The organism is Nocardia sp. NPDC004573 (assembly GCF_053602135.1).
This window is the reverse complement of record NZ_JBSGDA010000031.1, coordinates 1-11,232: the sequence shown is the minus strand read 5'-3', so window position 1 is coordinate 11,232 and position 11,232 is coordinate 1. Positions and strand designations below refer to the sequence as shown.

The window sequence follows — 11,232 nt, the reverse complement described above, 5'->3', positions numbered from 1 at the left end:
CAGCCGTCCTCCGAGTGCCCCGATCAAGGAGGGCCTGGGATGCAGAGCACGCAATCAAGCGAGCCACCGCAGCCTCATGCCGTGCGTCGTCGCAGTGGCAAAGGGCGGGCTGTATCGCTTCCGCCAGCCAAGTCCCATGACTACCGAGGAGTCAATGCCATGTGGTTCGGATACGCACGAGAGGAACTTCTGACAACTCCACAGGCTCATGATGCCGTCGTGCGGGCGATACACGAGTACGCCGTCTCGTTCGCGTTCGGCCCTGGCGAGGTGGTCATCGAGCCGATGACGCCAGAGCGGATGCTGCGGGCAATTGTCGCGGAGGTCGATCGTCAGGATCCTGCTCTCGCGGTGATGCGGCGGTTGGAGTACGTCGCCGCAGCGTGGAACGTGGATCTGGAGCGGCTGTTCGACCCCGGCTCGCCGCGCACGCAGTCGCTGTGGCGGGTGATGGAGGAGATCGAGGGCCAAGGCGGTGGCCATCTCATCGTGCCGTCGCGCGAGCATCTGACCGGTCTCGGGCCGTCCGGTAAGGCGGTTATCCAACGGCTCACGCGCATGCCGCAGGCACACATCTACTACCTGCAGAGCACCACCGATCGCGACCGCGGGAGGAGGGCAGAGCCGGAGTCCGTGAGTTCCGTGGAACCTCGGGTGGACGTGCGCGTGTTGGCGGAGTCGAAGGTGGGTGCGATTCCGACGGTGACCCGGTTCGACATCATCGCGGAGTTGACTCGGCTGGAGTGGTCGGAGTTGATCGAGCCGGTGGACGCGTTGTATATGGCGTTGGCGGATGACGCCAATGCCGCCGCGATGGCTGCCGGTGAACTCGGTATCAGTCCGTTCGGCCACCAAGGCGTTATCCGCCTGTTGCAGTGTGACGACGGCCAGTTGATGGTCGAGTTGCAGGAGTCTCGCCACCGTGACGACGCGCCGACCGCAGCCCTGGCGGCGCTGTGCGCGCACATCGACCGCTACACCGCGCGCGGTCACACGTTCACCCGATGCACACTGTCCTCACAACTTGCGTCACCACCGATACCGGCCGCCGAACGCGTGGGCAGGCTGTCGTGAACCGCGCGCCGTCGGAGCGAACGGCCCACAAACAGCCCACGGTCGCCTGCAGTGTCGGCGCGGAAGCGTTGTTGACGCCCGAGCAGCTGCTGGCCGCGATCTCCGGCCACCTCGACCCCGATAACTCGTCGCCGCTGATCGGGTTCGCCCGTGACCTCGCCGATCTGCACGCCACGCTGCTGCCCTCGCGCCTCAATCGCCGGCATCAGTCCGCCGGTTTCAGCCCGGTCGACGTGCACGAGCAGGTCATGGCGGTCGTGGGCGAGATCAACTCGTGGGCGGTGTTTCACCTGCCACGCCCAAACGGTGCACGCAGGCACACCCATTCCTTCGGCGAGGTGATCAATCATGTCGCCCAGACATACGCCTCGGCTTGGTGGACCGTTCGCCACAGCGACGACGAGCAGCTGCGCCACGATGCGTGGTTCCACCTCGCTGAAGTCCGGGAAGGCTACGCCGATCTGCTGGCCGATATCCATGCCCGCCGTGTGGAGCTGCCCCTGGGATGGCGCGGCATCCGACCCACACCATGACAACGAGAACAGGAGCGACACGACCCATGGACTCGCGTGTGCCGAGCCTGGCCGGGCTGCCACAGGCGAAGGAATGGATCACTCACTTCGCCGCACAACTACCCGCCCAGCACAAATACCGGAAACTGCGGGCCGTCTTCACAACCCCGGGCTGGCGAGCGAAGACATGGTTGCGCGGTCGCGCATCCCGCACCGGCACTGCTACCGCAATGGGCCACAGCTTCGAGTGGGTGGCGATGCTGTCTGTGTCGATCATCGACACTCATCACCGACGGGCTCAGGCCAGCGGGGCGGCTCGCGACGCGATCGACAGCGAGATCACCTGGTGTGTGAGGACGATCGACGCGAAGCTCGCGGGTCTGCTCGATGTGCCCGCCGGGCAGATCGCGGTGGGTCAGCTGGTGTCCGCGATGGCGCAACAGTGGGTGGCCTACGCCCACCATCCGCAAGACGAAACCACGCTGGTGGAGGTACTCGCCGCGCAGCGCGCCTACAACGCCCGGGTCGAGCAGCTTTCGACGCTCCCACGCAGCGGTGCGTCGTGAGCCATCCCGGGAGCGCTTTGTGAGACCCCCGGACGCACCGTTGTCTGCTGATGCGCCGATCGCCCTCGGTTACATGCAGGTCCCGCTTCTGGCAGAACCCGACCGTGTCGGTGCGCTCATGCGATACCGCGCACAGAGCTGGGGATACCGCTGGGGCGGAACACATCTCGACCACCACACCCACGGCCACACGATCGCCGCCCTGGCTCAGCACGCCAGCCGCGAGCCCGATGTCTGGCTGATCGTCGTCCCCGACGCCACCCATCTACCCGGCGGTCGTCGGCTGCTGACCACCCGCACCATGGTCATCCGCATCGTCACCGCCGATACCGACGACGGCGCCACCCTGCACCGCCCCACCCCTGTTCCCGGTGGCTCCATACTCGCCCTCCTCACCGGCCCCACACGCGAGGACACCTTCGAAGGACTCCTGTGACCACACACCCGCCCACGCCGCCGTTGCCCGACATGAACCGACTGGTCGCGCTCTGGGACGGCGTAGCGAACCCGGTGACGAATCTTGAACACGCCGCTCGAGTCGCGGTCACGCTGTGGATGACCTGTCTCGACGGGGTGGAACTCTCCAACCCCGGCGACGTCCAGGACCGACTCCTCAAAGGGGTGGAGGCTGATCCGGACCACACCGTCATCCGTCTGATCGACGACGAAGTGACCTGGTACCTGGGGAACCGGCCGGGATCGGTGGTCTTTGTCGATGACGACTTCCCCGAGATCGTGACCGCCGGGCAATTGATCGATCGACTCTCCATGTGGATCGCGATCTCCGCCACATGGCCTCCCCAACTGGGTGACTGCCCGTTCACACCGGCCATCGCCGAGTTCGGTCGACGCTACGACGCGTTGATCACCGGCCTTCTCACGGGTAGTCGCCGCCAGCCCCGCCGCCGAGCCGACGGCATGCCACCTGTCCAGCGACCGCGGCGCATCGAGCTGATAGCCGTGCCCCACCGCGACGGCGGCCGAGATCAAGGCGGGTTGCGTTCGCCCGCGCCTGACTCGCACTGACCAACCACATCTGCAACCCGTCACCCGACTCAACGACGTCGCGCAGGCACCGCCGCTGAGTCAAACCCGACCACACCCGAAGGGATTCTCTCTTGCATCCGCCACCCCACCACGGCTCCCTCGGCGCGCCCGCCGCGCCATCGCCTTGGCCGGTCGCGCGGCCGTCTGGTTCCGCCGTGTTCGAACACCAGACCGTTGTATTGGACACCGACCTCGGTCACGACCTCGATGACGCACTGACGCTATGGGTCGCCGCCGAACTCGTCGCGAACCTGATCGTGGTCACCAACGACGAAACCCCCAACCACGACCGCGCCCGCTACGCCCGCGCCTTTCTCGACCGCATCGGCCGCCGGGACGTCCCCGTCGTCGCCGGCCGCACACTCGACGGTTCCGCCGACCGGTTCGTCATGCACGGCCACCTGCCCGAGGCGCGGCCGGTGCCCACCGATGTCACCGACTTCCTCTCCAGCGTGTGCGAGACCTCCACCCGCCAAATCATCTGGGTCGGGTGCGGGCCCGTCTCCAACCTCGCCGAGTTCTTCATCACCTGCCCCCACCACATCGAGCAAATCGAGTTCACCATGCAGGGCGGCTGGCTCGACCGCTACCGCAACCCCAGCAAAGCGTCACACAACCCGCGTATGGACCCCGCCGCGTTCGGGCTGGTCCTGCGCACCGCTCACCGGCCCCGATGCGTGCTGTCCACCCACACCAACGCCCCCGAACTGGCCGTCGGCCCCGACTCCCACCTGTACGCGTCGCTGACCGGCCCCGACGCGCCACCATGGGCTCAACTCGTCGCCGCCAACGCCACCGAATGGTTCACCCACCGGCCCTCCAGTTGGATGAACGACCCGGTCACCCTCGCCGCTGCCCTCGGCGTTCCGGCCGTCGAATTCGGTGCCGAAACCGTGCGGATCGCCGCCGACGGCCGCATCACTCGCGACCCCGCCGGACGCCGCATCGAAGTCTCCACCCGCATCGACTACCCCGCCGCCCGCACCTGGCTGGCCGAAGTCCTGCCCCTCCATCCACCAGCAGAGTGACCCACCCGCCTGGAACCACGACGACAGCTTCGGAAGGAATCTCCACATCATGACCCTCCGCACCGCCCTCACCACCATCCTCTACTCGCTCGCCGCGCTCTACCTCTACGACGCCATCACCACCCTCGCGCATCGGCGCGCCGCTGCCACCACCCACGACGTGCTCACCCACTACGGCACCGACCACGACACCACCCCCGACGCAACCCACAACTGAGCCCGCAATCCCGTGAGCACCTCGACTGCCCCGGTCCAGTTCAGAACAACGCTTCCTCCAAATACACTCAACTACAAGGAATCCGACGATGGAACAAGGAACCGTCAAATGGTTCGACAAATCAAAAGGCTATGGATTCATCGCCTGCGACAGTGGCAGTGACGTCTTCGTCCACTACTCGGCGATCCTCGTAGACGGTTACCGCAGCCTCGACGCCGATCAGCGCGTCCAATTCACGATCGGCAAAGGCAGAAAAGGACCCGCCGCGCAACAGGTTCAACCGCTGTGACCGCCACCAACCCGTCCCACACCGGCATCACCGACACCATCACGCCGCCACCACGCGCTGTGCGCAAGCACCACACCCGTCAACAGTTGCTGCGGTCAGCCACGAAGCTATTGCTCACCGACGGCTACACCGCCACCTCCATCGACCGGATCGCCGAGCACGCCGGATTCGCGCGCAGCGAATTCTTCGGCCACTTCGATCACCTGCAGCAGATCGGCCATGACGCCGCAGACCGGCTGACCCGCCACGCCATCCGAAGAATCGGATGTTTCCAGCCACGCAGCGACGACCAGCTCGTCACGACACTGGCCCTGTGGGCGTGCATCCTCATCACCCGCCCGGGGTGGATCCGTCTGGAACTCGAACTCGCTGCCCTCAGCTCAGCCAGTCGCGCCCAAGTCATCTGGCGGCTCAACCAGCTGCGCAACGAAGTCCGCGATCTACTCGCCAGCAGCACTCACCAGCCTGACCCATGCATCGATCTCGATCTCACAATCCCGTTTCTACTCTCGGCGATCGTCGGCATGGCTGCCGAAAACACCGGCGACCTCCAGGTGGCACGGGCCACAAGCCGAGACAAGGTCGAGTTCGTTCTGCGTACCGCCGGAATCGCCTGAAACCATCCCAGCTCCGGGTTCACCCACATGCATGGGCTCCCATCCGGGACGCGCCACCGAACGATCACCGCCATGCGGACTCCGTCACCACCACAAAGCAACACGCAATCACGTTCGAACAGACGCACGAGCTGCCGACCACACGCCCGCAGTCCTCCTGGGGAGGTTCCATATGCCCGATCTCCTACCGATCACCGGTGTTCGCACGCGGACCGGTATCGACACCACCCGCGCGAGCATCGCTCGCGTCTACGACTACAGCCTCGGCGGCACGGACAACTACGCCGTCGACCGCTACGTCTTCGACAAACTGCGCGAAGTCGCACCCAACCTCGCCGACGCCGCTCGTATGCATCGTCGCTGGGTGCACAGGGTCGTCCGCTACCTCACCACCGTGGGCATCGATCAGTTTCTCGACCTTGGCGCCGGGCTCCCTGCCGCCCTCACCACCCATACCATCGTCCAAACGGAGAATCCCGACGCTCGCGTCGTCTACGTCGACAACGACCCCGTCTGCTACGCCTGCGGCCAAGCGCTACTCGAAACCAACCCCAGGACCCGTTACGTCCGCGCGGACCTCACCGTGCCCAAGACACTGCTCCAGCAGCCGGAAATCACCGAACACCTCGATCTCGACCGGCCGATCGCTCTGATCCTCGGCGGCATCCTCCACCACGTCGATGACGCCCTCGGCCCGGCCGCCATCACCCGCGAGTACATCGACGCACTCTCACCCGGCTCGTATCTGGCGATCACCCACTTCTGGGACCCGGACGACGGCTCCGAAGCCCACGACCTGGCCCGCGAACTGCAACGCCGGTATACCGAGGCCGGGCTGGGCTCGGGCTGGTCCCGCACGCGCCGCCAGATCCTCGACTACTTCGCCAACCTCGAAATCGTCGAACCGGGGCTGGTCGAACTCGACGACTGGTGGCCCACCGGGCCAGCGCAGCGGCCCCGCTTGCTCGAGGAGCGGCTCATCCTCGGCGGTCTGGCGCACAAACCGCGCCCACGCCAGCTCATCAGGATGGTCACCCGGTAAAGCCGGAAGACCGGCATCCGGCCTACCGCGCCCGCGCACCTGGTCTCCCGATGGGCGAATCCAAGACGTGACGGCGGGAAGAGCATCGACACCGCACGGCTTGTCACATTTCCGCAGGTCAGAGAGGATAACAACATTGCACGACCCACATTTGGACGGCAGTCGGCGAGGCAGTGGCGCACCTGCTAAGTTCGCGGGCATGCCTGCTCGCGACGACAAGACCGTCGGCCTCGTACTGGTCACCTACCAGAGCGCGGAGGACCTGCCGCCGTTCCTGGAGTCACTACCGGCGGCAGTGGAGCCCTACACCCTCGATGTCGTCGGTGTCGACAACACCTCCACCGACAGCAGTGCCGACCTCGTCGAAGCATTCGGCGGCACGGTCATCCGCAACAGTAAAAATGTCGGCTTGGCCGCCGCCATCAACCAAGGCGCGGCCGCGACCAACGCAGGCTGGATCCTGGTGGCCAACCCCGACACCCGCTTGGCGCCGGGGTCCGTCGCCGCGCTCGTCGACACGGCCGCGACCGACGACCGGATCGGCATGATCGGACCGAGGGTAGCCCGGCTCGACGGCACTCCCTATCCGACCGGCCGCCGATTCCCGTCACTCGCGATGGGAATCGTGCACGCCTTGCTGGGGGGAGTGTGGCCAGAAAACCCAGCAACCCGAAGGTATTTCGGTGAACCGGTAACAGCGGTCAGTGACGTCGACTGGATCTCCGGCTGCTGCATGCTGTTTCGACGCGAAGCCTTCGACGCGATCGGCGGATTCGACACCCGCTACTTCCTCTACTTCGAAGAAACCAAAGTCGCGCTCGACATGCACCGTGCCGGGTGGCGAGTCGTACTCGACCCTAGCGTCGAGATTCGGCACCGCGAAGGCGGCAGCATGCGCTCCGCTCCATTCCGCAAGATCCGCAGCCACCACCGCAGCGCACTGCGCTTCTACTGCGACTACCACCAAGGCTCTCCCTGGCTGCTCTTCGCTCCGGTCGTCGCAGCAGGACTAATCGTCCGGGGCGCGCTGTCGGTGTTGCGGACCGCGATCACACAGCGCCTGACCCACTAGGCCGGACGCGAGGCTTGCCGCAAATATCGTCCGGAAAGACCCGCTCAAACCCAGCCGCATCGAGCGCGTCGCGTAACGCCTCGGGATGGTTATCAAGGGTGGCTACCCACCCGTAGTGATAGGAGAACACGCTGGCTGCCCACCGGCGTGCGCTGTCGGATGCGCTGGACCAGGCCAGAGTCACCGTCCCGAAGCGCATCAGCACCGTGGTCAGATTGAGAAACTCCGGGTTGCATGGCGATGGCGTGTGCCGGTCAGCGCGCCAGCCACCACTGGCTGGTCCCGGCCGGGCTATAAAGTCCCGTCGATGAAGAAATGACGGCGGCAATAAGTTCCGGTGCAGCACGCCCAGGTCCTGTTGCACCGCATCGTTCGGGGCTCCCACCCCCACCGAACACTCGTCGACCGCTGAGCAGCCGCAGCCTTCGAGTCCAACACCCCAGCACGGCCCCCGGCGGCATGCTCCCGGGGGCCGTCGCACACTCCGGCGGGAGAGTAGCGGCGCTGCCGATCGTCGTCTCGGGTCGCCAGTCGGCGCATTCGCCGCCGCATGCGCATTCGAACCGGTCCGCGTCATCACGCCAGCGGCGGCCGCGGCCGCCGGGGCAGGTGCGAGTGAACGAATCGGTCGAGGTCGACCGGCCAGCAGTGGTTCGCACGACAGGACCGCACCGCGGCGAGTGTGGCGAGCACGACCATCCTGCGGTGGGTGACCACGCCGTTCTCGACGCTAGTGGCCAGTCACAGGTTTGGCCGGAACATCACTCCGCATACAGCTAGCGGCGCGCCCGGACGGGCGCTTTAGCCAGCATCTGGTAGGTGTGCTGCGGGGTGATGGGGTTGCCGTAACCATCAGACTGAAGTGGACCGCTCTGACATCTCGCACCTGCTTGTCAGGCGAATGCCTGCTCTATTAGTTGAATTCCGGTGTCGAGGTCGGCAAGCAGCTTGTGCAAGATGTGGTTCCCGGTTCGCGAAGAGGGCATGCATTGGTCGCAGTCGTCGGGGACTGGATGTTGCGCTGATGTCGATACGACATCCAGGATTCGTGTCCGTTTAACCGACCCGAGGTCATAGCCGGATTGCGCGAAGCGGGGTTCGGCTTTGAGATCGCAGGGTGTGAGGTGGCCGTAGGCGCCAATGGTGGGTCGGAAGTAGCGGGCGAGGCATTCGTCGGTGCGAGTGCGGTCGGGCATTTGTCCGTTCGCGAGGGCGACAAGTTCGTCGGCGATGTCGATTCGGGTGTGTGGTGGCGGGTTGCTTCGGATCGTGCGCAGCTGGTCGCGGACGTTGGCGAGTTGGTCGATGGTGAGTCCGTCAGTGACGTCGACCTCATCCTTGCGTATGTCCAGCCAGTCGGCGCCGAGTTCGTCTGCGAACTCAGCCATGGCGGTGATCTGGTGGTGGTTGATCGGCTGAACCACAAATCCGATTCCGACAGCAAGGCGGTTATCGCGCTCGCCAAGTAGGGCTGCGAGATTACCGGTGACGCGCTCGAGGGCGCGCAGTTTGGGCCGTATGCGGGCGACGCGGTCATATGTGGCGGCGTCTGGGGAATGGATGCTGAACCGGACACGCTGGCACCGCAGCAACGCATGAAAGAGATGCGTGCCCGGTCGGATGCTGAATCCAGTGGAGTAAACGTGGATTTCGAATCCTAGCTCGGCTGCGTTATCGAGAAGGTGCGGTAGATCGGGGTTAAGCAGTGCTTCGCCACCGCCAGAGACGACAAGTCGACTCACATTGTTGTCCCGCAATTCGCGTAGCACACGGCTCCACTCAGCGGTGGTCATCAGGCCGTCGGTGTCGAGTTTTTTCGTGGCGTAGGTGAGTTTCTGTTGATCTGACCACAGGCACATCACGCAGCCGTAGTTGCAGGTGCCCCGGGTCGGGTGAATTTCGACAGTGTCCGACAGGACTGGTTGCCTGGCACGGATGAGGCCGGGACGTTCGGGGGCTTGTCGCCACTGCTTGACCGTTGCCGCAGCGAAGGCCCATCGCAGCCGGTGCGGGTAGTACATGGAGTCGACGAGCTGCCTGATGGCCGGCGCTTCCCGGCAGAAGCGGTATGCCGCACGTACTGTGTCCAACCCGGTGTCCACGCCTGCGGCTACGGCGGCCGCCGGCGTTGAGGGTTCGGCGAGGTGCCGCAGGATCGCTGCCCGAACGGCTTCGTCGCGGGGCGCCGAGTTGATCGCGTTGTCGGTGAGTTGGGCGAGTCGCTCATCGGCGTGCAGCACCTGGAACGCCGTTCGCAGAGGGGTGGTCATGCTGGGCTCGCTTCGGTGATGGCCGTCGCAAGTTCGTCGCGGACCGCCTGCCATTCGGAGGGCCTGAGCAGCGTGATCAGCGATCGTTGTCGGTCGAAGACGAGCACGGTGCCGGTGGGGTGTTGCACGATGCGCTTGTTGGATGGGTCGGTGCGCAGCTGCGCTGCAACTGCCGAGGTATTCAGCGGGTTACTCATGAGCCAGTGCTGGTCGACGCTCGTGATCGGGGTCATCTCGATGTTCGGCGGCGCATTGTCGGTGCGTCCGATGAGCTGATCGGTGATGTCTTCGTCGGCGGCGACGCCGAGTTGGAACTTGTGCTGCGCCTCGACGGTGCGTGGCAGTTGCCAGGCGTCGCCGTCGGTCAGCAGCGACTGCGCAGCAGCCAAGAGGTCTGAGACCGGTCGATCGTGGATCGAGCCGATTACGGCGTTTCCAACCATCTCGCGGCCCCATGTCGCGGCCTGCAGCCGGAACTCTCCGTTCGGGCGGATGTTGCAGAGGGTGTCTTTGACCTGTTCGGACAGCTGCTGCAGGGTGATGGTCCGGCCCGGGTTGACCGTTAGGGGCCGGATACCAGTGGCCGGCCACATGGAGTTGAACGTCAGGTACAGCCCCTGGTGGAGCAGGCGATGGTGGTGGCGATCGACGAGGGCTTGTACTTCATGGAAGTCGTTCTCTCGCAGAGCGAGCCGCGGATAGTGTCGCCGGGCTTGGCCGGAAAAGCTTGGAGCGCACAGGTGATGCTGGGTCGCCAGTCCCGATTCGGCTAGGTAGTCGCTCAACTCGATCACTCGCCGCCAGTTGCCCTGGTGGACCACCGTGATCACGGTGATCGGTTTACCGGTGTCGTGCAGGCGCTGCAGACCTTCAAGTACAATCGGCAGGTTTTTCCCTCGCGCGGACCCATGCAGTTCGTTGGTGATCCCGTCGACGCTGGTGCATATGCGCGTCAGATTCGATGCTGCGAGATTTCGTAGTATCTGCTCAGTCAGCTTCGTTGCGTTCGTAATCAGCGTGGATGCGCACCGCTCAAGCCCGTGCGTGGCGTCGAGAAGCTCAGGCAGGTTCTTATGCAGCGTTACTTCGCCACCCGTCAAGACGATCTCGAGGATCCCCGCATCCTCGGCGGCAGCAAGCGCGTCGATGACCACCGCAGCCGGGAGTTGCTGCTCGAGCCACACTTTCCCAGGATGGCAGTAGTTGCATCGAAGGTTGCACTCGTTGACCGCATCCACGACCAGACGTAAGGGGCAACCGACAGGCTCGATCGGACCCGTAGCGACGGAAATGACCGAAGCAGATTTCCATTTTTCCAAAGCAGTCGATTCCTATTTTGATTGGGCACTGTCGTTTCACGAAATGCGCGGAGCAATGGCATAGATTCACCGAAAGCGTGGTCCCTTAGACCACGTCTCATGTGGTGCGTTTCGTCAGCTTCTTGAAGCAGGTCAGCGCCGCGGCGAGGGTGAGGAACGCGAGGAAGTGTGTGGCTTTG

The 11,232-nt window shown here is 64.9% G+C and carries 13 protein-coding genes; 11 read left to right on the top strand and 2 right to left on the bottom strand.

The window, feature by feature from the left end:
• Positions 1-219 precede the first annotated feature (219 nt).
• The 11 genes from ACWEKR_RS31655 (at position 220) to ACWEKR_RS31605 (ending at position 7,464) form a co-directional block, all read left to right on the top strand.
• Entirely contained in the window at positions 220-1,074 is an 855-nt protein-coding gene (locus ACWEKR_RS31655) for a hypothetical protein (protein ID WP_452357593.1), read from the top strand.
• A gap of 71 nt (positions 1,075-1,145) precedes the next feature.
• Positions 1,146-1,607 carry a hypothetical protein gene (locus ACWEKR_RS31650; protein ID WP_452357592.1) on the top strand — a complete coding sequence of 154 codons (462 nt, stop codon included), beginning with the start codon at positions 1,146-1,148 and terminating at the stop codon, positions 1,605-1,607.
• A 26-nt stretch (positions 1,608-1,633) separates the two neighbouring features.
• A complete protein-coding gene (locus ACWEKR_RS31645) occupies positions 1,634-2,152 on the top strand; it encodes a hypothetical protein (protein WP_452357591.1) in 519 nt (172 codons plus the stop codon).
• Between the two features lie 118 nt (positions 2,153-2,270).
• Positions 2,271-2,588 carry a hypothetical protein gene (locus tag ACWEKR_RS31640; RefSeq protein ID WP_452357590.1) on the top strand — a complete coding sequence of 106 codons (318 nt, stop codon included), beginning with the start codon at positions 2,271-2,273 and terminating at the stop codon, positions 2,586-2,588.
• On the top strand, positions 2,585-3,178 hold the full coding sequence (locus ACWEKR_RS31635; RefSeq protein WP_452357589.1) for a hypothetical protein: 594 nt from the start codon (positions 2,585-2,587) through the stop codon (positions 3,176-3,178). Before ACWEKR_RS31640 ends, ACWEKR_RS31635 begins: the two co-directional genes overlap by 4 nt.
• A gap of 176 nt (positions 3,179-3,354) precedes the next feature.
• Positions 3,355-4,227: a nucleoside hydrolase gene (locus ACWEKR_RS31630; RefSeq protein ID WP_452357588.1), complete on the top strand. Its 873-nt coding sequence runs from the start codon at positions 3,355-3,357 to the stop codon at positions 4,225-4,227.
• Positions 4,228-4,276: 49 nt separating this feature from the next.
• Positions 4,277-4,444, top strand: a complete 168-nt coding sequence (locus tag ACWEKR_RS31625) for a hypothetical protein (RefSeq protein ID WP_452357587.1) — start codon at positions 4,277-4,279, stop codon at positions 4,442-4,444.
• Between the two features lie 88 nt (positions 4,445-4,532).
• Complete coding sequence (locus ACWEKR_RS31620; RefSeq protein WP_452357586.1) at positions 4,533-4,733, top strand: cold-shock protein; 201 nt, start codon at positions 4,533-4,535, stop codon at positions 4,731-4,733.
• Complete coding sequence (locus ACWEKR_RS31615) at positions 4,730-5,350, top strand: TetR/AcrR family transcriptional regulator (RefSeq protein WP_452357585.1); 621 nt, start codon at positions 4,730-4,732, stop codon at positions 5,348-5,350. Before ACWEKR_RS31620 ends, ACWEKR_RS31615 begins: the two co-directional genes overlap by 4 nt.
• 172 nt (positions 5,351-5,522) lie before the next feature.
• Positions 5,523-6,392 (top strand): SAM-dependent methyltransferase, encoded by an 870-nt coding sequence (locus ACWEKR_RS31610; RefSeq protein WP_452357584.1) that lies wholly within the window; start codon positions 5,523-5,525, stop codon positions 6,390-6,392.
• Between the two features lie 199 nt (positions 6,393-6,591).
• The gene (locus ACWEKR_RS31605) at positions 6,592-7,464 is read left to right on the top strand and encodes a glycosyltransferase family 2 protein (protein ID WP_452357583.1); all 873 of its coding nucleotides are present in this window, start codon (positions 6,592-6,594) and stop codon (positions 7,462-7,464) included.
• Between the two features lie 893 nt (positions 7,465-8,357).
• Here ACWEKR_RS31605 and ACWEKR_RS31600 read toward each other — a convergent pair.
• Together ACWEKR_RS31600 and ACWEKR_RS31595 are read right to left on the bottom strand one after the other, a co-directional pair.
• On the bottom strand, positions 8,358-9,734 hold the full coding sequence (locus ACWEKR_RS31600; RefSeq protein ID WP_452357582.1) for a radical SAM protein: 1,377 nt from the start codon (positions 9,732-9,734) through the stop codon (positions 8,358-8,360).
• Positions 9,731-10,972, bottom strand: a complete 1,242-nt coding sequence (locus tag ACWEKR_RS31595; RefSeq protein ID WP_452357581.1) for a radical SAM protein — start codon at positions 10,970-10,972, stop codon at positions 9,731-9,733. The genes ACWEKR_RS31600 and ACWEKR_RS31595 overlap by 4 nt, the downstream gene beginning before the upstream one ends.
• Positions 10,973-11,232: the final 260 nt, after the last annotated feature.

Excerpts from the sequence above, each read along its gene's own strand:
- ACWEKR_RS31610 (WP_452357584.1), top strand. The coding sequence starts at position 5,523 with ATGCCCGATCTCCTACCGATCACCGGTGTTCGCACGCGGACCGGTATC.
- ACWEKR_RS31605 (WP_452357583.1), top strand. The coding sequence starts at position 6,592 with ATGCCTGCTCGCGACGACAAGACCGTCGGCCTCGTACTGGTCACCTAC.
- ACWEKR_RS31645 (WP_452357591.1), top strand. The coding sequence starts at position 1,634 with ATGGACTCGCGTGTGCCGAGCCTGGCCGGGCTGCCACAGGCGAAGGAA.
- ACWEKR_RS31620 (WP_452357586.1), top strand. The coding sequence starts at position 4,533 with ATGGAACAAGGAACCGTCAAATGGTTCGACAAATCAAAAGGCTATGGA.
- ACWEKR_RS31625 (WP_452357587.1), top strand. The coding sequence starts at position 4,277 with ATGACCCTCCGCACCGCCCTCACCACCATCCTCTACTCGCTCGCCGCG.
- ACWEKR_RS31600 (WP_452357582.1), bottom strand. The coding sequence starts at position 9,734 with ATGACCACCCCTCTGCGAACGGCGTTCCAGGTGCTGCACGCCGATGAG.
- ACWEKR_RS31640 (WP_452357590.1), top strand. The coding sequence starts at position 2,271 with ATGCGATACCGCGCACAGAGCTGGGGATACCGCTGGGGCGGAACACAT.